General features: G+C 61.9%; 18 protein-coding genes. 16 read left to right on the top strand and 2 right to left on the bottom strand.

The window, feature by feature from the left end; translation table 11 throughout:
- Positions 1-41 precede the first annotated feature (41 nt).
- The 14 genes from LPB73_RS13040 (at position 42) to lpxB (ending at position 14,908) form a co-directional block, all read left to right on the top strand.
- On the top strand, positions 42-1,034 hold the full coding sequence (locus LPB73_RS13040; protein WP_068730869.1) for a 30S ribosomal protein S2: 993 nt from the start codon (positions 42-44) through the stop codon (positions 1,032-1,034).
- 200 nt (positions 1,035-1,234) lie between these two features.
- Entirely contained in the window at positions 1,235-2,158 is a 924-nt protein-coding gene (gene tsf / locus LPB73_RS13035) for a translation elongation factor Ts (protein WP_184516176.1), read from the top strand.
- Between the two features lie 67 nt (positions 2,159-2,225).
- The gene (gene pyrH, locus LPB73_RS13030; RefSeq protein ID WP_068730867.1) at positions 2,226-2,942 is read left to right on the top strand and encodes a UMP kinase; all 717 of its coding nucleotides are present in this window, start codon (positions 2,226-2,228) and stop codon (positions 2,940-2,942) included.
- Between the two features lie 70 nt (positions 2,943-3,012).
- The gene (gene frr, locus LPB73_RS13025; RefSeq protein ID WP_374725665.1) at positions 3,013-3,570 is read left to right on the top strand and encodes a ribosome recycling factor; all 558 of its coding nucleotides are present in this window, start codon (positions 3,013-3,015) and stop codon (positions 3,568-3,570) included.
- Positions 3,571-3,660: 90 nt separating this feature from the next.
- A complete protein-coding gene (locus LPB73_RS13020; RefSeq protein WP_068730865.1) occupies positions 3,661-4,416 on the top strand; it encodes an isoprenyl transferase in 756 nt (251 codons plus the stop codon).
- A 5-nt stretch (positions 4,417-4,421) separates the two neighbouring features.
- Entirely contained in the window at positions 4,422-5,132 is a 711-nt protein-coding gene (locus LPB73_RS13015) for a phosphatidate cytidylyltransferase (protein WP_231081147.1), read from the top strand.
- 4 nt (positions 5,133-5,136) lie between these two features.
- Complete coding sequence (gene dxr / locus LPB73_RS13010; protein ID WP_093758765.1) at positions 5,137-6,360, top strand: 1-deoxy-D-xylulose-5-phosphate reductoisomerase; 1,224 nt, start codon at positions 5,137-5,139, stop codon at positions 6,358-6,360.
- A gap of 43 nt (positions 6,361-6,403) precedes the next feature.
- Positions 6,404-7,555, top strand: coding sequence for an RIP metalloprotease RseP (gene rseP, locus LPB73_RS13005; protein ID WP_184516181.1), 1,152 nt, complete (start codon positions 6,404-6,406; stop codon positions 7,553-7,555).
- A 173-nt stretch (positions 7,556-7,728) separates the two neighbouring features.
- Complete coding sequence (gene bamA / locus LPB73_RS13000) at positions 7,729-10,263, top strand: outer membrane protein assembly factor BamA (RefSeq protein ID WP_120290003.1); 2,535 nt, start codon at positions 7,729-7,731, stop codon at positions 10,261-10,263.
- A 32-nt stretch (positions 10,264-10,295) separates the two neighbouring features.
- A complete protein-coding gene (gene lpxD, locus LPB73_RS12995; protein ID WP_184516184.1) occupies positions 10,296-11,381 on the top strand; it encodes a UDP-3-O-(3-hydroxymyristoyl)glucosamine N-acyltransferase in 1,086 nt (361 codons plus the stop codon).
- On the top strand, positions 11,378-11,857 hold the full coding sequence (gene fabZ / locus LPB73_RS12990) for a 3-hydroxyacyl-ACP dehydratase FabZ (protein WP_068730861.1): 480 nt from the start codon (positions 11,378-11,380) through the stop codon (positions 11,855-11,857). The genes lpxD and fabZ overlap by 4 nt, the downstream gene beginning before the upstream one ends.
- Before the next feature lie 191 nt (positions 11,858-12,048).
- Positions 12,049-12,852: an acyl-ACP--UDP-N-acetylglucosamine O-acyltransferase gene (gene lpxA, locus LPB73_RS12985; protein WP_120289999.1), complete on the top strand. Its 804-nt coding sequence runs from the start codon at positions 12,049-12,051 to the stop codon at positions 12,850-12,852.
- A 23-nt stretch (positions 12,853-12,875) separates the two neighbouring features.
- Positions 12,876-13,757, top strand: coding sequence for an LpxI family protein (locus tag LPB73_RS12980; RefSeq protein WP_120289997.1), 882 nt, complete (start codon positions 12,876-12,878; stop codon positions 13,755-13,757).
- Entirely contained in the window at positions 13,754-14,908 is a 1,155-nt protein-coding gene (gene lpxB, locus LPB73_RS12975; RefSeq protein ID WP_231080808.1) for a lipid-A-disaccharide synthase, read from the top strand. Before LPB73_RS12980 ends, lpxB begins: the two co-directional genes overlap by 4 nt.
- A 92-nt stretch (positions 14,909-15,000) precedes the next feature.
- On the opposite strand, the gene gltA is transcribed toward lpxB, so the two are convergent.
- Together gltA and gltX are read right to left on the bottom strand one after the other, a co-directional pair.
- On the bottom strand, positions 15,001-16,305 hold the full coding sequence (gene gltA / locus LPB73_RS12970) for a citrate synthase (protein ID WP_089264726.1): 1,305 nt from the start codon (positions 16,303-16,305) through the stop codon (positions 15,001-15,003).
- A 154-nt stretch (positions 16,306-16,459) separates the two neighbouring features.
- Complete coding sequence (gene gltX / locus LPB73_RS12965) at positions 16,460-17,884, bottom strand: glutamate--tRNA ligase (protein ID WP_175367087.1); 1,425 nt, start codon at positions 17,882-17,884, stop codon at positions 16,460-16,462.
- A gap of 199 nt (positions 17,885-18,083) precedes the next feature.
- On the opposite strand from gltX, the gene LPB73_RS12960 reads away from it, so the two are divergent.
- Together LPB73_RS12960 and LPB73_RS12955 are read left to right on the top strand one after the other, a co-directional pair.
- Positions 18,084-19,754 carry a glutamine--tRNA ligase/YqeY domain fusion protein gene (locus tag LPB73_RS12960; protein WP_184516187.1) on the top strand — a complete coding sequence of 557 codons (1,671 nt, stop codon included), beginning with the start codon at positions 18,084-18,086 and terminating at the stop codon, positions 19,752-19,754.
- A 102-nt stretch (positions 19,755-19,856) separates the two neighbouring features.
- Positions 19,857-22,139 (top strand): ComEC/Rec2 family competence protein, encoded by a 2,283-nt coding sequence (locus tag LPB73_RS12955; RefSeq protein ID WP_231080807.1) that lies wholly within the window; start codon positions 19,857-19,859, stop codon positions 22,137-22,139.
- The last annotated feature ends 14 nt before the right edge of the window (positions 22,140-22,153 follow it).

The raw sequence follows: 22,153 nt of genomic DNA, 5'->3' as shown, positions 1-22,153 counted from the left end.
GCTCACACGCTTCCGGAGGAAACAACCGGAGAATTGATACTATGGCACTACCCGAATTTTCTATGCGTCAACTGCTCGAAGCTGGCGTCCACTTTGGCCACCAGTCGCACCGCTGGAATCCGAAGATGGCGAATTACATCTTCGGCGCACGCAACAACATCCACATCATCGATCTCGCGCAGACCGTGCCGTTGCTGCACACCGCGCTGAAGGCTGTGAGCGACACCGTCGCCAAGGGCGGCCGCATCCTGTTCGTCGGCACCAAGCGCCAGGCGCAGGACGTCGTTGCCGAAGCTGCGAAGCGTTCGGCGATGTACTTCGTCAATTCGCGCTGGCTCGGCGGCACGCTGACCAACTGGAAGACCATCTCCGGTTCGATCAAGCGTCTGCGTCACCTGGACGAAGTGCTGAACTCCGGCGATGCGTCGGCCTACACCAAGAAGGAGCGTCTGACGCTGCAGCGCGAGCGCGACAAGCTCGATCGCTCGCTGGGCGGCATCAAGGACATGGGCGGTCTGCCCGACCTGATCTTCGTGATCGACACCAACAAGGAAGACATCGCGATCCAGGAAGCCCAGCGTCTGGGTATCCCTGTCGCGGCAATCGTCGACACCAACTCGGATCCGAAGGGCATCACCTATGTGGTCCCGGGCAACGACGACGCCGGTCGTGCGCTGTCGCTGTATTGCGACCTGATCGCACGCGCTGTCATCGACGGCATCTCGCGCGCCCAGGGCGACTCGGGCTTCGATATCGGTGCATCGGCTGCCCCGGTGGCTGAGGCCATCCCGGCTCCGGAAGCAGGCTTCCAGGGCCTGGCCGGTCCGCGCGGCACCGCCGACGATCTCAAGAAGCTCACCGGCGTGTCCGGTGCGATCGAGAAGAAGTTCAACGACCTCGGCATCTTCCACTACTGGCAGCTGGCCGAACTCGATCACGACACCGCCCACAAGATTGGCGAAGAAGTTGGACTTCCGGCCCGTGCCGACGGCTGGGTCGCCCAGGCCAAGGGTCTGACGGCGGAAGCCGAGTAACGCGCAGGCGTGATCCCGGAACCGGTGTCCCGGTTCCGGACAAAATCATGCCGATGCGACAGCCAAGAAACTCTTGTGCGGCCGTCATCCCGGCCGCACTTTCCATCTCTACACTTCTCTCGATGATAGTTCCTGCGGCGTAACGCGACTGACCAGCACCGGCTGGCTCGCAGGCGCCCTGACAGGCAAAGGGTTCAACGATGGCAACGATTACTGCAGCGATGGTCAAGGACCTCCGCGAAACCACCGGCGTCGGCATGATGGATTGCAAGAACGCACTGGCTGCCAATGACGGCGACATGCAGGCGTCAATCGACTGGCTGCGCGCGAAGGGCCTGTCCAAGGCCGCCAAGAAGGCCGACCGCGTTGCGGCTGAAGGCCTGATCGGCGTTCTCACTGCCGGCAACAAGGGCGTCGTGGTCGAAGTCAATTCCGAGACCGACTTCGTCGCGCGCAACGATCAGTTCCAGGGCCTGGTCAAGATGATCGCTCAGGTCGCGCTCAAGGTCGGCTCCGACGTTGAGGCCATCAAGGCGCACAAGGTTGGCGACGTCACTGTCGAGACCGCGATCACGGAAGCTATCGCCACCATCGGCGAAAACATGACCCTGCGCCGCGCCGCGACGCTGGAAGTCTCGGCCGGCGTCGTGTCGAGCTACGTGCATAACGCCGTGATCGAAGGTCTCGGCAAGATGGGCATCATCGTCGCGCTGGAATCCACCGGCAAGGCTGACGAGCTCGCGACCCTCGGTAAACAGATCGCGATGCATGTCGCTGCTGCCAACCCGCAGGCGCTGGACTCGGCCGGCCTCGATCCGGCCGTCGTTGCTCGCGAGAAGGAAGTGATGGCGGACAAGTATCGCCAGCAGGGCAAGCCGGATGCGATGATCGAGAAGATCGTCGAGAACGGCCTGAAGACCTATTACAAGGAAGTCTGCCTGCTGGATCAGGCCTTCATCCACGACACCGGTAAGTCGGTGGCGCAGGCCGTCAAGGAAGCCGAAGGCAAGGTCGGCGCGCCGATCAAGCTCACTGGCTTCGTGCGCTACGCGCTCGGCGAAGGCATCGAGAAGCAGACTTCGGACTTCGCTGCCGAAGTTGCCGCCGCCAGCGGCCAGAAGTAAGACGAATTGGAAGACCTCCCGGCGATCTACGCCGGGAGCTGCCGCCTCGAAAGGAAGCGATCGCATCATGGGTGAGCCGCTCTATCGTCGCGTCGTGATCAAGGTCTCGGGTGAGTCTTTCGCCGGAGGCCAGTCATTCGGTATCGATCAGCCGACTATCGACCGCATCGCCGTCGATCTCATTGCAGCCCAGAAACTTGGTGTCGAAGTCGCAGTCGTCGTCGGCGGCGGCAATATCTTTCGCGGCGTCGAAGTCTCCTCGCGTGGTGTGTCGCGCCCGACCGGCGATAGCATGGGCATGCTCGCTACCGTTATGAACTGCCTGGCACTGGAAGCTGCGATCGAGCGCCACGCCGTGCCGGCCCGCACGCTGTCGGCGATGGTGATGCCGCAGGTCTGCGAACTCTTCACACGTGCTGCCGCACACAAATACCTGTCCGAGGGCCGGATCGTGCTGCTGGCCGGCGGTACCGGCAATCCGTTCTTCACCACCGACACGACCGCAGTGTTGCGCGCTGCCGAGATCGGCGCATCGGCTGTGCTGAAGGCGACCAATGTGGACGGCGTCTACAGCGCCGATCCAAAGAAGGATCCGAACGCGACGCGCTTCGAGCGTCTCAGCCATTCGCAGGCCGTGGAGGGGAACTACAAAGTCATGGATGCGACGGCTTTCGCGCTTGCCCGCGAGACCTCGCTGCCTATCATCGTGTTCTCGATCGCCGAACCGGGTTCGATCGGCGCCATTTTGACTGGTACTGGCCGCGGCACCATCGTCGCGGGCTGATTTTAGACGGGTTCGGAGCGCCATACCCGCTTCGCACCAGCAGGATACAAGGGAGAGCTGCATGGCCACCATGGCCCCATTCGACATCAACGACCTCAAGCGCCGTATGCAGGGCTCGACCCAGTCGCTGAAGCATGAGCTTGGCGGCTTGCGCACCGGACGTGCGGCAGCCTCGATGCTGGAGCCGGTCCAGGTGGAAGCTTATGGCAGCCACATGCCGCTGAACCAGGTTGCGACCGTCAGCGTTCCCGAGCCGCGCCTGCTGTCGGTGCAGGTTTGGGACAAGTCGATGGTCAAGGCGGTGGAAAAGGCGATCGTCGATTCCAATCTCGGCCTTAGTCCGGCAACCGAAGGCCAGATTCTGCGGCTACGCATTCCCGAATTGAACACCGAGCGCCGCAAGGAACTCGTGAAGGTCGCGCATAAATATGCCGAGGCAGCCAAGGTCGCCGTGCGCCACGTCCGCCGCGACGGTCTCGACATCATCAAGAAGCTCGAGAAGGCTCACGAGATTTCCGAGGACGACCAGAAGCGCCACGATACCGAAGTGCAGAAGGTCACGGACAGCATAATCGCTGAAATCGATCAGTTGCTGGCGGCTAAGGAAAAGGAAATCATGACGGTTTAAGCGTCAGAAGCCGCTTTTAAGCTGTTGAAAAGCGTATGGTCCGCAAATTGGTCACATATGTGCCGGACCATAGGCTGGGGATTTTAATCGATGTCGAATGCCGCCGCGCCCGCAAATGATGGATCGGACCGATCCACGCCTTTGCATGTCGCGATCATCATGGACGGCAATGGGCGCTGGGCTGCAGCGCGGGGGCTTCCGCGCGCCGAGGGCCATCGCCGCGGCGTCGAGGCACTTCGCCGTGTGGTGCGGGCATCCAACGAACTCGGCATCCAATATCTGACAATCTTCTCGTTCAGCTCCGAGAACTGGTCGCGACCCGCATCCGAGATCAGCGATCTGTTCGGCCTGCTGCGTCGCTTTATCCGCAACGACCTTGCCACGCTGCATCGCGACGGCGTGCGGGTCCGCGTGATCGGAGAGCGCCAGGGCCTCGATTCCGATATCGCGTCATTGCTGAAAGAGGCCGAGGACCTGACGCGGGGCAACACCCAGCTCAATCTCGTGGTCGCCTTCAACTACGGCTCGCGGCACGAGATCGCCACGGCAGCGCAGCGCCTTGCGCGCGAGGTCGCCGAGGGCAAGCGGACGCCCGAAAGCATCAATGTCGATACGCTCGGCCAGTATCTCGACGCGCCTGATATTCCGGATCCCGATCTGATCATTCGCACGTCGGGTGAACAGCGGCTATCGAACTTCCTGATGTGGCAGGCCGCCTATAGCGAGTTCGTCTTCGTGCCGATCCACTGGCCGGATTTCGACAAGGCCGCGCTGGAAAGCGCCATTGCCGAATATGCCCGCCGCGAGCGGCGCTTCGGTGGTCTCGCCGCGAAAACCGGTTCGTGACCGGCGTGACCCAGAACGACAGTACGCCGAAGCAGGCGGATGACCGGGGGCTGCGCAATCTGCTGATGCGTGTTCTGGCCGCGCTGGTACTGATCCCCGTCGCGATTCTCGCCGCCTATACCGGTGGCTGGCTGTGGTTCGGCCTCGTGACGCTGGTGTCGGTTGGTCTCTTCCTGGAATGGCGGGCCATTGTCGGCAATCATGTCGGCTGGATTGGGCTCGGCGTCGTCTATGCCTTGGCTGCGTTTGCGGCGTCCATTGTCGTGCGCCTCGATCCCGTCTGGGGCTTCTCGGCCCTGATGTTCATTCTGTTGGTGGTCTGGATGACCGATATCGGCGGCTATTTCGCCGGGCGCGGCATCGGCGGCCCGAAACTGTGGCCGCGCGTCAGTCCGAAGAAGACATGGGCCGGCGCTATCGGCGGTTTTGTTCTCAGCCTCGCTGTGGCTGCCGGTTTTGCCATGGATGGTTTTGGCAGCCTGCTGCCGCTGCTCATGATCGCAACCGTGCTGACGGTGCTGTCGCAACTTGGTGATCTCTTCGAGTCCGCAGTGAAGCGCAAATTCGGCGTCAAGAATTCCGGCCAGATCATTCCTGGCCATGGCGGTCTGCTGGATCGCCTCGACGGCTATGTATTCGCGGTGGTTGCTGCCGCGGTGATCGGTCTTTTACGCGGCGGCGCAGATGGCGTCGGCCGCGGTCTTATGGTTTGGTGATTTGATGAGCGCTGTTCCCCTGCGAAATAACAAGCCCGCCGCGTCCAGTCTGCGCAGCATCACTGTCCTCGGTGCGACCGGTTCGATCGGCGACAGCACCATGGATTTGCTACGAGCCTCGCCCGAGCGGTACCAGGTGGAGGCTTTGACGGCTAACGGCAACGTCGAAGGCGTGGTCAAGCTGGCCAAGGAATTCAACGCGCGCTTTGTGGCCGTCGCTGATGAATCCAAGCTGGACGAACTCCGCGCGGCACTCGCCGGCACCGGCATCGCCAGCGGGGCAGGGGATAGCGCCATCGTCGAGGCCGCCGAGCGGCCGGCCGACTGGCTGATGGCCGCCGTGTCGGGCGCCGCCGGCTTGAAGCCTGCGCTCGCCGCCGTTGATCGCGGTGCAACCGTCGCACTGGCCAACAAGGAATGCCTCGTTTGCGCCGGCGATTTCTTCATGGATCGCGCCGCCAAGGCGGGCGCCTGCATCCTGCCGGCGGACAGCGAGCACAATGCGCTGTTCCAGGCGCTGGCCTCCGGCAGCCGCGAGGAACTGACCCGCGTCATCATCACCGCCTCGGGCGGACCGTTCCGCACCTGGGCTGCCGCCGATATCGAGCAGGCAACGCTGGCGCAGGCGCTGAAACATCCGAACTGGTCGATGGGGCAGAAGATTACCATCGATTCCGCATCAATGATGAACAAGGGCCTCGAAGTGATCGAGGCGTCCTATCTGTTCGCACTGGCGCCGGACGAGATCGACGTATTGGTGCACCCGCAGTCGATCATCCACGGCATGGTCGAGTTCCGCGATTATTCTGTCATGGCGCAGCTCGGTTCGCCCGACATGCGCACGCCGATCGCGCATTGCTTGGGTTGGCCGGACCGCATCCCGGGCCGGGCGGCGCCGCTCGATCTCGCCAAGATTGGTTCGCTGACCTTCGAGGCACCGGATTACGCGCGCTTCCCTGGCCTGAAGCTGGCCTATGACGCGCTGCGCACCGGCAGCGGCGCAACCACCGTCTACAACGCGGCCAACGAGATCGCCGTGGCTGCCTTCACCGCCCAGAAGATCCGCTTTGGCGCCATTGCAAGGCTGGTCGAAGCCACCATGAATGAATGGGTGCGGGCAGGGAATTTGGCGCCGTTGTCATCGGCGGATGACGCCATCGCTGTTGACCATAAAGCGAGAAAAATGGCTGCCACCCTCTTGCCTCAAATTGCCGCAAAGGCATCCTAGAGCATTGGGGACGGGGCCTTTGGCCTCGCGTTAGGGGATCGGGATGCTTGAGTTTTTCCAACATAGTTTCAATACGTTAAGCCACGGCTTTATCGGCTATATCATCCCCTTTCTGTTTGTCCTGACGATCGTGGTGTTCTTCCACGAACTCGGCCACTTCCTGGTCGCCCGCTGGAACGGCGTTAAGGTCCTGACGTTCTCGCTCGGCTTCGGTCCCGAACTGGCCGGCTTCAACGATCGTCATGGCACGCGCTGGAAGATTTCCGCGATTCCGCTTGGCGGTTATGTGAAGTTCTTCGGTGACGAGAGCGAAGCCTCGACCCCCTCAAGCGCTGCGCTGGAAGGCATGACGGCGGATGAGCGCAAGGGCAGCTTCCACCACAAGCGGGTTGGCCAGCGTGCGGCCATCGTGGCTGCTGGTCCGATCGCCAATTTCATCCTCGCGATCGTCATTTTCACCTGTCTGTTCACGTTCTTCGGCAAGCCGAGCACGACTGCCAAGGTCGACAGCATTCAGGCTGGCAGCGCGGCCGAGAAGGCTGGGTTCCAGTCGGGCGACATCATCAAGGCCATCGATGGCAAGGTCATTGGCAGCTTCTCCGACATGCAGCGCATCGTCGGCACCAAGGCTGGCGAGCAACTGGCCTTCAGCGTCAAGCGCGGCGAAGCCACGGTTGAGCTGAAGGGCACGCCAGAACTTCGCGAAGTCAAAGACAGCTTCGGTAACGTCCATCGTCTCGGCGTCCTCGGCATTACCCGCGCGACAGCGGTTGGCGAAGCGACCACCGAGCGGGTCAATCCGGCGACCGCTTTCGTGCTGGGCGTCAAGGAAACCTGGTTCGTCGTGGACCGCACCATCGCCTATATCGGCGGTGTATTCACCGGACGCGAGGCGGCCGACCAGATCGGTGGTCCGATGCGAATCGCCCAGATTTCGGGGCAGGTGGCGACAATCGGCCTGACCGCCCTGATTCACCTGGCGGCGGTTCTGTCGATCTCGATCGGCCTTCTCAACCTGTTTCCAGTGCCGCTTCTCGATGGCGGTCATCTTTTGTTCTATGTCGTCGAAGCCGTTCGCGGGCGTCCGCTGTCGGAGCGCGCACAAGAGATGGGCTTCCGCATTGGCCTCGGTTTAGTGCTGATGTTGATGGTATTTGCGACCTATAATGACATTCTTCACCTGGCTTCGTCATGATCGAGGCTGGGGGTAACGTGGCCGATGGGCAACGTCTTGGAATGAAATTAGAATTGCAGCGCGAAAGGTCGTTTGCCAGTCAGGTAAAATTGGCTACAAGCTGGGCGACTAAAGGGATTCTGTCAGACCGTAGGGGTGCGGGCTGGCGATGGAATGATAAGGGCGCTTTGCGCATGATTTTTGGTTTGCGGGGTTTCCGAGGCGGCCTTCTTGCTGCTTCGATCTTGGTCGCCATGCCGGTCGCCGTTACAGCGACTGCTGCGCTCGTTTCTTCGACTGCCGTGGCTCAGACCGCCGCTTCGATTGTTGTTGAAGGCAATCGTCGCGTGGATGTGGAGACCATCCGCTCCTATTTCCGTCCCGGCCCGAGCGGCCGATTGGATCAGGGCACCATTGATGACGGCCTCAAGTCGCTCATCGAGACCGGCCTGTTCCAGGATGTGAAGATCAATCAGGCCGGTGGCCGTCTGGTCGTCAGCGTCGTCGAAAACCCGGTCATTGGCCGCGTCGCCTTCGAAGGTAACAAGAAGGTCAAGGACGACCAGCTGAACGCCGAAGTGCAGTCGAAGCCGCGCGGGACGCTGTCGCGCCCGATGGTGCAGGCAGACGCGCAGCGCATCTCCGAAATCTATCGTCGCTCTGGCCGTTATGACGTCAGCGTCGTTCCGGAATTCATCGAGCAGCCGAACAACCGCGTCGACCTGATCTTCACGATCAACGAAGGCGCGAAGACCGGCGTGAAGTCGATCCAGTTCATCGGCAACAACTATTACTCGTCCTACCGCCTCAAGGACGTCATCAAGACCCGTGAATCGAACCTCCTGAGCTTCCTGGCTTCGGGCGACATCTATGATCCGGACCGCATCGAAGCCGATCGCGACCTGATCCGCCGCTATTACCTAAAGAACGGCTTCGCCGACGTTCAGGTCGTTGCCGCGCTCACCGAATACGACCCGAACCAGAAGGGCTTCCTGGTCACCTTCAAGATCGAAGAAGGCCAGCAGTACCGCGTGTCGTCGGTCGACTTCTCGTCCACCATTCCGCAGTTCGATCCGAACTCGCTGCGCAGCTTCTCGCGCGTTGGCGTCGGCTCGCTTTACAACGCGGAAGCGCTGGAGAAGTCGGTCGAGGAAATGCAGATCGAAATGTCCCGCCGCGGCTACGCCTTTGCCGTCGTGCGTCCGCGTGGCGATCGCAATTTCGAATCTCACACCGTCACCATCGGCTTCACGGTGGAAGAGGGCCCGCGCGTCTATATCGAGCGCATCAATGTGCGCGGCAACACGCGTACCCGTGACTATGTCATCCGTCGCGAATTCGATCTCGCAGAAGGCGACGCCTATAATCGTGCGCTGGTCGATCGTGCCGAGCGCCGCCTGAAGAACCTCGACTTCTTCAAGAGCGTGAAGGTGACGACCGAGCCTGGTTCATCCAGCGATCGCGTGATCCTGGTTGTCGATCTGGAAGAAAAATCCACCGGCGACTTCTCGGTCTCGGGTGGTTACTCGACCACCGACGGTGCACTCGGCGAAGTCAGCGTCTCGGAACGTAACTTCCTCGGTCGTGGCCTGTTTGCCAAGGCGTCGGTCCAGTATGGCCAGTATGCCCGTGGCTACTCGCTGTCCTTCGTCGAGCCTTACCTGCTCGACTACCGCGTGGCCCTTGGCCTCGATTTCTATCAGCGCGAGCAGCTGTCCAACAGCTACATTTCGTACAACACCAAGACGCTAGGCTTTAGCCCGCGTCTCGGCTTCCAGCTGCGTGAAGATCTCGCGCTGCAGCTGCGCTACTCGATCTATCAGCAGCAGATTTCGCTGCCGAGCACGCTCGCGAATTGTAACAATCTTCCGGGCAGCCCGACTGCAACCAACACGCCTGGCTATCTGAATTCGTTGTTTGGCCTTGGCTTCGCCGAAACAGGTTCCGGCAACTGGGGCTGTTATGCAGATGGCGAGTCGTCGCTGCCGGTTCGCCGCGAACTGGCCAGCGGCAAGACGCTGACCTCGGCGCTCGGCTACACGCTGAACTACAACACCCTCGACAACAACAAGAACCCGACCGACGGTCTGTTCCTGGAGTTCAAGCAGGACTACGCTGGCGTCGGCGGCGACGTGACTTACCTGAAGACCACCGTCGATGCGAAGTATTACACCCCGCTTGTGGCCGACATCGTTGGTTTGCTGCGTGTCCAGGGTGGCATGCTGAACAAGGTCGGCGAAGACATCCGCATGCTGGATCACTTCCAGATGGGTCCGAACCTGGTGCGTGGTTTCGCGCAGAACGGTATCGGTCCGCGTGACATCAGCTACGTTGCGCTGGGATCCTACGGTGACGCACTCGGCGGCACGAAGTATTGGGGCGCTTCGGCTGAATTGCAGATGCCGTTCTGGTTCCTGCCGAAGGAAGTTGGCATCAAGGGTGCGGTCTATGCCGATGCTGGCGGCCTCTGGGATTATCAGGGACCGACGAGCTGGGCTCAGACTGGCGAAGTCAACGCTGCCGGTTGTGTGGCTGCTAGCCGGACTTCGGTCGGTAACTGCGCTGGCATGACCTATGACGACGGCAATGTCGTGCGGTCGTCGGTCGGTGTGGGCCTGATCTGGCAGTCGCCGTTTGGTCCGCTGCGCTTCGATTACGCAGTGCCGATCACCAAGGGCGCCTATGATCGCGTGCAGCAGTTCAAGTTCGGCGGCGGAACTTCGTTCTGAGTTTGATCTCCGGCCGGACCGCGACGGGTGGAATGGTTCTGCCGACGTTCTTCAAGCAATCGCCGTCGTTGACGCTGGCTGAAATAGCCGCGTCAACGAAGGCGCGACTGGTCGACCCGACGCGGGCCGACCAGGTCGTGACTGGCGTAGCCTCGCTCGATGAGGCTGGCCCCCATCACCTGACCTTCTTCGAAAATCTCCGCTACATCGACCAGCTAACCCACACCAAGGCCGGTGCCTGCCTGGTGAGCGAGAGCTTCAAGGGCGATATTCCGGCTCACGTAACGGTGCTGCGCGCCAAGCGGCCGTTCGCAGCCTTCGTGGAATTGGCGCGCGAGCTGCACGCGGATACGCTGCGTCCGGTCTCCGGCTTTGACATTACTGGCATCGCCGCATCCGCCGTCATCCATCCCACTGCTCAGCTCGAAGATGACGTTACGGTGGATCCGCTGGCCGTGATCGGCCCGGATGTGGAGATCGGTTCCGGCACCATCATCGGTTCTGGCGCGGTGATCGCCGCCGGGGTCAAGATCGGACGCGACTGCAATATCGGCGCTGGCAGCACGCTGCAGTTCACACTGATCGGCAACAACGTACTCGTTCATCCCGGCTGCAAGTTCGGCCAGGACGGGTTTGGCTTCGTGTTCGGCCGGGACGAGCACATCAAGGTCCCGCAGACCGGCCGTGTCCTGATCCAGAACGACGTCGAGATCGGCGCCGGCACCACCATCGACCGCGGCAGCCTGCGCGATACCGTGATTGGCGAGGGGACCAAAATCGACAATCAGGTCCAGATCGGCCACAATGTGACAATTGGACGGCACTGTGTGATCGCTGCGAAATGTGGCCTTGCAGGCAGCCTGACCATCGGCGACAACGTCGCGCTGGGCGCCATGGTGGGCCTCAACAATCACATTACGATTGGCGATGGCGCGCAGGTCGCGGCAATGGCCGGAGTGAAAGACAGCATTCCGCCGCGCGCGCGGTGGGGTGGCATCTTTGCCCGGCCGACCAAGCAATGGTTCCGCGAGATCCTCGCGGTTGAGAAACTCGCCCGCGAGAGCATGCCGGGAACGGATGCGACGACGCAGGATACGAAAGACGAGGGGCGGGAATGAGCCAGGATTTACCAAGCGATGGCGCATCGCCGATCATCATCGAGACGGTCGACATCAACACCATCCTCAAGACCCTTCCGCATCGCTATCCGTTTCTTCTGATCGATCGTGTCGTCAACATCCGCAAGGACTTCAGCGGCATTGGTATCAAGAACGTCACGATCAACGAGCCGGCATTCCTCGGGCATTTTCCTGATCGCCCGGTCTATCCCGGCGTGTTGATGATCGAAGGCATGGCTCAGACAGCGGGCGTGATCGGCATCTCGTCCGTCGAAGGCACCGAGAAGCCGCGTGCGGTGTATTTCCTCACCATCGACAAGTGCAAGTTTCGCAAGCCGGTGATGCCTGGCGATACGATCGAATATCATTTGCACCTGATCGGCCGGAAAAAGGCGATGTGGTGGTTCCATGGCGACGCCAAGGTAAATGGCAAGGTCGTCGCCGAGGCCGATGTCGGTGCAATGCTGACAGACTGATTGGCACCTACCTGAACGCGCATGATGCCATCGAAGACCTCGATGGCATCATGCGTTTGTAAGTCATGGTATGAGACGTGTCGTAACAGATCGCAATCAGACGTCACTGGACAGGCTCGGGAACCCACGTTAACCAACGGAAAAACCTAGATATTTGTAGGCAGCTTGATGGCTGGGATTGGACTGTTTCGATGAGCAAGATCGACCCGACGGCGCGGATCGAGGATGGTGCTGTCATTGGCGAGGGCGCCGAAATCGGACCCTTCTGCATTATCGGACCGCATGTCACGATCGGTGCAGGCACAAAGCTGCTGTCGCATGTCAACGTGACGGCGCAGACGAGCATCGGCGAGAACTGCACAATCTATCCGTTCGCGTCATTAGGCACGCCCCCGCAGTCGCTCAGCTACAAGGGAGAACTGACCAGGCTGACCATCGGCAATGGCTGTACCATCCGCGAGTCCGTGACCATGAATGCGGGCACTGTCGCCGGTGGCGGCATTACGTCGGTGGGCGATCGCGGCTACTTCATGAACTGCGCCCATGTCGGCCATGACTGTCACGTCGGCAACGACGTGATCTTCGCGACCTCGGCGACGCTTGGCGGTCATTGCGAGATCGGCGATTTCGTTTTCATGGGCGGGCTGTCGGCCGTGCACCAGTTCACCCGCATTGGCTCCCAGGTCATGGTCGGCGGCATCTGCGGCGTGCGCGGTGACATCATCCCGTTCGGGCTTGTGAATGGTCAGTATGCGGCGCTGGAAGGCCTCAACATCATCGGCATGAAGCGCCGCAAGTTCACCAAGGAGCGCGTCGCCGCCGTGCGCTCGTTCTATCAAAAGCTGTTCCATGGCCCCGGCGTCTTTGCCGAGCGGCTCGAGCGCGTGCAGCCCTTGGCGAATGACGATCCGGCGATTGCAGAAATCCTGACATTCATCGCCGGCGCCAAGCACCGCGCGCTGTGCCTGCCCGAGGATAGCAAGAGCAGTTCCTGAATTCGGGTATCGCGGGGCGAAGCATGACTGACCAGGCTCAAATACAGCACCCGCAATTACATCCGCCGATAGGCTCGCCGTTCGGCATCATCGCCGGCGGCGGCTCGCTGCCCTTCGCGGTCGCGGACTCGCTGCAGGCACGTGGCATCAAGCCTGTCGTGTTCGCGCTGAAGGGCTTCTGCGATCCGGCGCTGGTGGCGCGATTTCAGCACCACTGGATTCCCATCGGCCAGTTTGGCCGTTTGCTGAAGCTGATGCGCAGCGAAAATTGCCGGGATCTCACCTTCATCGGCACGCTGGTGCGGCCGGCAATCTCCGAGATCAGGCTGGACTGGGCAACGCTTCGCGTAATGCCGAAAGTGTTTCGCGCGTTTCGCGGCGGTGACGATCATTTGCTGACGAGTATCAGCCGCCTGTTCGAGCATGAAGGTTTTCGTCTGCTGGGGATCAAGGACGTCGCGTCCGATGTGCTGATGCCGGAAGGCAGCGTGACGCGTGCCGTACCGGATCAAGATGCTGAAGCCGATATCGCGCGTGGGCGCGACGTCCTGCGCGCCTTGAGCCCGTTCGATATCGGCCAGGCGACCGTGGTGATCGACGGCCATGTGGTGGGAATCGAAGATATCGAAGGCACCGATGGATTGCTGGCACGCGTGGCGCTCTTGCGTGAACAGGGACGTATTCGCGCCAAGGCAGGACGAGGTGTGCTGGTGAAGGCGCCGAAGAGCGGTCAGGATCTGCGTTTCGATCTGCCGACATTGGGGCCGCGGACCATCGAGCGGGCTGCGGCCGCGAAGCTCGCCGGCGTCGCCATCGTCGCAGGCAATACGATCGTCGCCGAACCGCAGCAGATGATTGTCGCCGCCGATGCCGCAGGTCTTTTCGTGACGGGACTTCCGACGTGACGAAGACGATCTATCTCATTGCCACTGAAGAATCCGGCGACCGTCTCGGTTCCGCGCTGATGAAGGTGTTGCGCCAGCGGCTCGGCGACGATGTGCGCTTCGAAGGCGTCGGCGGTTCGTCGATGGCACGTGAAGGTCTGCAGTCGCTGTTTCCGATCGAAGAGCTTTCCATCATCGGCCTTGCCGCCGTCCTACGGAAGTTGCCGTCGATCCTGAAGCTCATCACGCGCGCGACCGAGGACGTCTTGCGGGCCAGACCCGACGTGCTGGTCATCATCGACAGCCCGGACTTCACCCATCGCGTCGCCAAGCGCGTGCGCCAGCGCGATCCCTCCATTCCCGTCGTCAACTATGTGTCGCCAACGGTGTGGGCGTGGCGGCCGGGGCGCGCGAAGGCGATGCGCGCCTATGTCGATCATGTGCTGGCGCTGCTGCCGTTCGAGCCGGAGGCGCATCGGCGGCTCGGCGGACCGCCATGCACTTATGTCGGTCATCCCCTGATCGAGCAGATCGATGCGCTGCGTCCCAATGCGGGCGAGCAGGCGCGTCGCGAAACGAAGCCACCGGTGCTGCTGGTGCTGCCCGGTAGCCGTCGCAGCGAGATCCGTCATCACATGGCAACGTTCGGCGCGACGCTCGATCTGCTGCAAAAGCAGGGCACGCAATTCGAACTGATCCTGCCAACCATGCCACATCTCGTCGAGGTCATCGCCGAAGCGCTCAAGGCGTGGCCGGTGCAGCCACGGATCGTTGTGGGCGAAACAGAGAAGCGCGCCGCGTTCCGCATTGCGCATGCGGCCTTCGCCAAATCGGGGACGGTGACGCTGGAGCTTGCCTTGTCGGGCGTGCCGATGGTCACAGCCTACAAGGCCGGCAGTGTCGAGGCCTGGATCATCCGCCGCCGCATCACCTCGTCGTCGGTGATCCTCGCCAATCTGGTGATCGGCGAGAACGTCATTCCGGAGTTCATCCAGGAAGACTGCACGCCGGAGAAGCTCGCGGCGTCGTTGCAAGAGGTGATGGCAGACACACCCATGCGGCGCCGTCAGATTGAAGCCCTGGCGCGGCTCGACGGGATCATGGCGACGGGCGAAGCGTCGCCGAGCGTCGGTGCGGCCAATGTCGTGCTGGCTACGATGCGGAAGAGTTGAAGACCTCAATTCAAGAGATTGCAGCGAAATAAACAAAAACGGCGGATCTTGCGATCCGCCGTTTTGATTTTCGCACTCTGCGAAACGAGGTCTTAGGCGCGCTTGGCGATATCTACGTAATCGCGGCGGGCAGCACCCGTGTAGAGCTGGCGCGGACGACCGATCTTCTGCTGCGGATCGCCGATCATCTCGCTCCACTGGCTGATCCAGCCAACGGTGCGGGCAACCGCGAACAGCACGGTGAACATCGAGGTCGGGAAGCCCATCGCCTTCAGCGTGATGCCCGAATAGAAATCGACATTCGGATACAGCTTGCGGTCGATGAAGTACTGGTCCGACAGCGCGATCTTCTCGAGCTCCATCGCAACGGCGAGCATCTCGTCGCCACCGTGACCGGTTTCCTTGAGAACCTCGTGGCAGGCCTGCTGCATCAGCTTGGCGCGCGGATCGTAGTTCTTGTAGACACGGTGACCGAAGCCCATCAGGCGGACGCTGGAATTCTTGTCCTTCACCTTGGCGATGAATTCCGGAATCTTGTCGACGGTGCCGATCTCGGCGAGCATCTGCAATGCGGCTTCGTTGGCGCCGCCATGCGCCGGACCCCACAGGCAGGCGATGCCGGCGGCGATGCAGGCGAACGGATTGGCGCCCGATGAGCCGGCGATGCGGACCGTTGAGGTCGATGCGTTCTGCTCGTGGTCGGCGTGCAGCGTGAAGATCTTGTCCAGCGCCTTGGCGAGCACCGGATTGACCTTGTACTCCTCGCACGGCACGGCGAAGCACATCTTCATGAAGTTCGCTGCGAAATCGAGCGAGTTGGTCGGATACACGAAGGGCTGACCGATCGTGTACTTGTAGGCCATCGCCGCGAGCGTCGGGATCTTGGCGATCATGCGGATCGACGCGATGTCGCGCTGCTTCGGATCGTTGATATCAGTTGAGTCGTGGTAGAAAGCGGCGAGGGCGCCAACCGATGCGACCATCACGGCCATCGGATGCGCGTCGCGGCGGAAGCCCTGAAAGAAGCGGCTCATCTGGTCGTGAACCATGGTGTGGTTCGTGACCAATGCGTCGAACTTTGCCTTCTGCGCCTTGGTCGGGAGTTCCCCGTATAGCAGCAGATAGCAGGTCTCGAGGAAGTCGCCCTTCTCGGCGAGCTGCTCGATGGGGTAGCCGCGGTATTCGAGGATACCGGCATCGCCATCGATATAGGTGATCTTGGACTGGCAGCTGCCCGTCGAGGTGAAGCCGGGATCGTAGGTGAACATCCCGGACTGGGCGTAGAGCTTGCCGATGTCGATGACATCAGGGCCGACGGTCCCGCTGTGGATCGGCAGTTCGAAGCTCTTGCCGTCGACTGTCAGCGTTGCGGATTTGGTATTGGTTTTTGCGTCCATCGCGTGGTCCCCGATGAGATCGTTGAGGGGCCGGCAAGCCACCGACATTTCAGGAGAAATGGGGAGGCTAGCCGGGAATTCCAGAGCATTCGCCAGAATGCGTAGCGTATTGCTGTGTGCGCTGCAAGGCGGGCAAAAGCAGCCTACAGCTATGCTAAATAGATGCCTGATCGGCGAGCCGGTCCAGGCATTCCTGCCGTCCCAATACCGCCAGAACATCGAAAATGCCGGGCGATGTGGTCTTGCCGGTCAGCGCCACGCGAAGCGGTTGCGCAACCCCGCCAAGCTTGATGCCAGCTTCCTCGGCAAAGGCGCGGGTGGCGGCTTCGGCATTTGCTGCGGTCCAGTCGGTGACGGCTTCCAGTGCCGTGCGCAACTTGCCAATCAACACACGGGTTTCCGGCGTCAGCGCGGCCTGCGCCTTCGGCTCCATCGCCAGTGGGCGATCGGCGAAGATGAAATTGGCGCCGTCGATCAGTTCGATCAGCGTCTTGGCACGTTCCTTCAGGCCGGGCATGGCGCGCAACAGCTGGGCGCGCGTGGTGTCGTTGAGCTTCGCCTTCAGTTCGGGGCCGCCGGGCACGTAATTCAGCACGTCCTCGAACATGGTCACGAGGGATTGATCGTCGGTGTGACGGATGTAGTGACCGTTGAGATTTTCGAGCTTGGCGAAATCGAAGCGCGCGGCGGAACGGCCGATCCCCGACAGGTCGAACGCGTCGATCATCTCCTGGGTCGAGAAGATTTCCTGATCGCCATGGCTCCAGCCGAGCCGCACCAGGTAATTCCGCAGGGCGGCGGGCACGTAACCCAGCGCGCGATAGGCTTCTACGCCGAGCGCACCGTGGCGCTTCGACAGTTTCGAACCATCGGGCCCATGGATCAGCGGAATATGCGACATGCTGGGCACGGTCCAGCCGAGCGCGTCGTAGATCTGCTTCTGGCGCGCGGCGTTGATCAGATGGTCGTCACCGCGAATGACATGGGTCACGCCCATGTCATGGTCGTCCACCACCACGGCCAGCATGTAGGTGGGATTGCCGTCGCCACGCAGCAGCACGAGGTCGTCGAGATTCTCGTTCTGCCAGACCACACGGCCCTGCACCTGATCCTCGATCACGGTCTCGCCGGTGAGCGGCGCCTTCAGGCGGATCGTCGGTTTGACGTCGGGGCGCGGATCCGACGGATCGCGGTCGCGCCACAACCCGTTATAGAGCTTGGACTTGCCCTCGGCGCGGGCGGTCTCGCGCATCTGCTGCAGCTCCTCGGCCGAGGCATAGCAGTAATACGCCTTGCCCTCGGCCAGCAGCTGTTCGGCGACTTCGCGGTGCCGGCCGGCACGGGCAAACTGGAAGACGGTGTCGCCATCCCATTCGATGCCCAGCCACTTCAACCCGTCGATAATGGCGTCGATCGCGGCATCCGTTGAACGCTCGCGGTCCGTATCCTCGATCCGCAGCAGCATCTTGCCGCCGGTCTTTTTGGCATAGAGCCAGTTGAACAGCGCGGTGCGTCCACCGCCGATATGGAGGAAGCCGGTCGGCGAGGGGGCGAAACGGGTAACGACGGGAGCGGTCATATCAGCGGGTTCGATCGAGTTCGGTGTGAGTGTTGGCGGGCGTTTATCACAACGACAGGGCGCTGTCTCACGGCGAATAAACGCGGATTTGGGGCCGGAACCGCATCGGAAAAGGCCCTTTCGCGGGACCTGGCCCCTGATCCGGCCTTGGCGCGGCCTTCCGGATTTGGCACATAGGGCGCAGCTTGAAAGGCAGCAAATGACAGACGAATCGGTATCCGACGCAGGCCGTGACTTCATCCGCGACATCGTTGCGGCGGACCTGCAATCCGGCAAACACAAGAGCGTGGTGACGCGCTTTCCGCCGGAGCCCAACGGCTACCTGCATCTCGGCCATGCCAAGTCGATCTGCCTGAATTTCGGCGTCGCCGAGGAATTCGGCGGTCACTGCAACCTGCGTTTCGACGACACCAATCCGACCAAGGAAGAGCAGGAATATATCGACGCCATCCAGCGCGATGTGCGCTGGCTCGGCTTCGAGTGGGGCGAGGGCAACCTGCATTACGCCTCGGACTATTTCGAGCAGCTCTATGACTGGGCGGTACATCTGATCCGCGCGGGCAAGGCCTATGTCGATGACCAGTCGCAGGAAGAAATCCGCTTTAAGCGTGGCACCCTGACGGAGCCCGGCCAGAACAGCCCGTTCCGCGATCGTCCGGTCGACGAGAACCTCGATCTGTTCGCCCGGATGCGTGCCGGCGAATTCCCGAACGGCGCCCGCGTGCTGCGCGCCAAGATCGACATGTCGTCGGGCAACATCAACCTGCGCGATCCCGTGATCTATCGCATCCTGCATGCGCATCATCCGCGTACGGGCACCGCTTGGAGCATCTATCCGAGCTACGACTTCGCGCACGGTCAGTCGGATGCCATCGAACACGTAACGCATTCAATCTGTACGCTCGAATTCGAGGATCACCGGCCGCTTTACGACTGGTGCCTGGAAAACCTGCCGGTGCCGTCGCGGCCGCATCAGTATGAATTCGCGCGCCTCAACATGACCTACACGCTGCTGTCGAAGCGCGTGCTGACCGAACTTGTCCGCGGTGGCCATGTCACGGGCTGGGACGATCCACGGATGCCGACGCTGGCCGGCCTGCAGCGCCGCGGCATTCCTGCCGAAGCACTGCGCGAATTCGTCAAGCGCATCGGCGTCGCCAAGGCCAACTCGACCGTCGATATCTCGATGTTCGATTTCGCCGTGCGCGAGACACTGAATCGCACGGCGCAGCGCCGCATGGCGGTGCTGAAGCCGCTGAAGGTGGTGATCGAGAACTACCCGGAAGGACAGACCGAGCAGCTCGAAGCCATCAACCATCCCGATGATGCGTCGCTCGGCAACCGGCAGATTTCATTCGGCCGCGAGCTTTACATCGAGCATGACGACTTCATGGAAGAGCCGCCGAAGAAGTTCTTCCGCATGGCGCCAGGCCGCGAGGTCCGCTTGCGTTATGGCTACTTCATCACCTGCAAGGACGTCATCAAGAATGCCGCTGGCGAGGTGGTCGAACTGCGCTGCACCTATGATCCGGAAACCCGGGGCGGCAATGCGCCGGACGGCCGCAAGGTCAAGGCGACGATCCATTGGGTGAGTGCCGCAGATGCCGTGCAGGCGGAAGTACGCGTCTACAATCAGCTGTTCGCCGATCCGCAGCCCAATGCGACCGAGTTCGCATCGCAGCTCAATCCGGACTCGCTGGAGACGCTGACCGGCGCCATGCTGGAGCCGGCGCTGGCGAGCGACAACACAAGCGATGTCGTGCAGTTCGAGCGCCAGGGTTATTTCTGTCGCGACAAGGATTCAGCGCCGGGCAAGCTGGTCTTCAACCGTACCGTCGGTCTGCGCGACAGCTACGCCAAGCTCGCTTGAGCAACCCCAGGGATTAGTTTTCGTATTCTGCATCCGTTCCGCTAGCCGCCGCTTGCCCTTCCGATAGCATTCGGAAGGACAAGCTTGGCGTGTGTGCGTTCGATGGCGCGGGGCGGGGATCAGCAACAGCGGCGGGGCCGATCCGGCACGGCGACCACATGGCCGCCGCCGGCCACGGCAGGCGTCGCTGTCCCGTCACCGACGTCATCAACGTCGGGCTTCGAGACGCTCTGGACGTGGGTGCGGGCCGAAGCGGGTCCCGGTCGCTTGCTGCCTTGGGTGCCGATCGCTTTCGGGACCGGCATCGCGCTGTATTTTGCCGCTGAGCATGAGCCGGTAGCCTGGGTTGCCGCCGCGACGGCTGGCCTTCTTTGCGTGGCTGCGTTTTTGCTGCGGCGGCAGCGATGGTTTCCCTTGATCTTGCTCATTGCGGCCATCGCGTCCGGCTTCGCGATGGCGGCCATGAAAACCGCGCGTGTGGCTCATGAGGTTCTGGCGAAGCCGCTCTATTCCGTCGCGCTGACCGGCTTCGTCGAAACCCACGAGGAACGGGAGCGCACGGATCGCTTCGTGCTCCGCGTTGCCACGATGGACAGCCCGCGCGCCGCACCGAAGCTCACCCGTGTGCGGCTGTCGGTGAAGAAGGGCACGGCGCCTGTCGTCGGCAGCTTCGTCGAATTGAAGGCAAGGCTGCAGCCGCCGCTGTCGCCGCTCCGGCCGGGTAGCTACGACTTCGGACGAGATTTGTATTTTCAAGGGATCGGCGCGTCCGGTTTTGTGATGGGCGGCATCAAGGCGGTCGACCCGCCGATACAGCCGAGTGTGGCGTTACGCTATTCGGCGACCATGCAGGGGCTGCGCGACGCCATCGACGCGCGGATCCGCACCGTGCTCTCGGGCGATAGCCGCGCCATTGCCACGGCGCTGCTCACGGGCCGCCGCGATGCGATTTCGGCTGACGTCAATGATGCGATGTTCATCTCCGGCCTCGGTCATGTGTTGTCGATCTCCGGCTATCACATGGCCGTTGTCGCCGGCGTGGTGTTCTTTGCGATACGCGCACTGCTGGCACTGATCCCTGTCCTGACGGTGACATTCCCGATCAAGAAAGTCGCAGCGGCTGCGGCGTTATTCGCAGCACTGTTCTATTTGCTGCTGTCAGGTGCCGAAGTCGCGACACAGAGATCCTTTTTCATGACGGCCGTTGTGTTGATGGCAGTCATGGTCGATCGCCGGGCGGTGACGTTCCGTACGCTGGCGGTGGCAGCAATGGTTGTGCTGATCGTGGCGCCGGAAGCACTGGTGCATCCGAGTTTTCAGATGTCATTCGCGGCGACGCTGGGGCTGGTCGCATTGGTGCAGATCGGCATGCCCGCGCTGTTTGCGTCGCCCGATCATTCCGCGACGGCGCGCGTGGCGCTATGGGGCGGACGCGAGATCGCGATGCTCGTGCTGGCCTCGCTGGTCGCGGGCCTCGCCACCACGCCCTATGCCGCATTTCATTTCCACCGCGTCACGCCTTATGGCGTTGTCGCCAATCTTCTGGCGATGCCGGTGGTCTCGGCGCTGGTGATGCCGGCGGGTATTCTTGGTTTGGCAGCCATGCCGTTCGGCTTTGACGGTGTGTTCTGGCGGCTGATGGATGTCGGCATCCAGTGGATGATCGTGGTCACGCAATGGGTCGCAGCCGTGCCCGGCGCCATCGGCCGGATGCCGGCCTTCGGGACGGGACCGCTGATATCAGCCAGTATCGGCATCATCGTGCTGGGATTGCTGCGCACGCCGTTGCGCTTCGCGGGGGCTGGCGTGCTGATGCTCTCGATTGTCTGGGCATTGCTGGTGAAGCAGCCGGATGTCCTGATCTCGGGTGATGGTCGCAGCGTCGCGGTACGGGGCAGGGACGGACGCCTGCATGTGATGCGCAGCGCCAAGGATACATTTTTGCTGAAAGAGTGGCTCGCCGGCGATGCCGATGCGCGTCTGCCGACCGATGCCTCCGTCAGCCACGGTGTGTCCTGCGACCGCGACGGATGCATCACGCCGCTGGCCGATGGCGCTTTGGTGGCGCTGGTTTTACAGCCGGACGCCTTCACGGATGATTGCGAGAAAGCGGCGCTCATCGTCACGACGAAACAGCCGCCGAGGGATTGCAGGGCGCTGGTGATCGATCAGGATCGCTTGCAACGAAATGGTGCGGTGAGCCTGCAGCGAACCGCAAACGGCTTTACCATCGATGCCGTGCGGCCACGGGGCCTGGACCGTCCGTGGTCGCGCGCAATTCCCGATGAGCCCCAGCAAGATCTGATCCAGAACAGTCGTCCACCGCAAAACCGGCCGGTGGATGCGACGCCGGCGGAAACCGATCTTCAACCCGAAGATCAGTAATCCGCCGAGGCGCA

This window comes from Tardiphaga sp. 37S4, from assembly GCF_021044645.1.
Classification (GTDB): Bacteria; Pseudomonadota; Alphaproteobacteria; order Rhizobiales; family Xanthobacteraceae; genus Tardiphaga; species Tardiphaga robiniae.
Note: the sequence above shows the minus strand (reverse complement) of the source record. Positions and strands in the feature narration are given on the sequence as shown.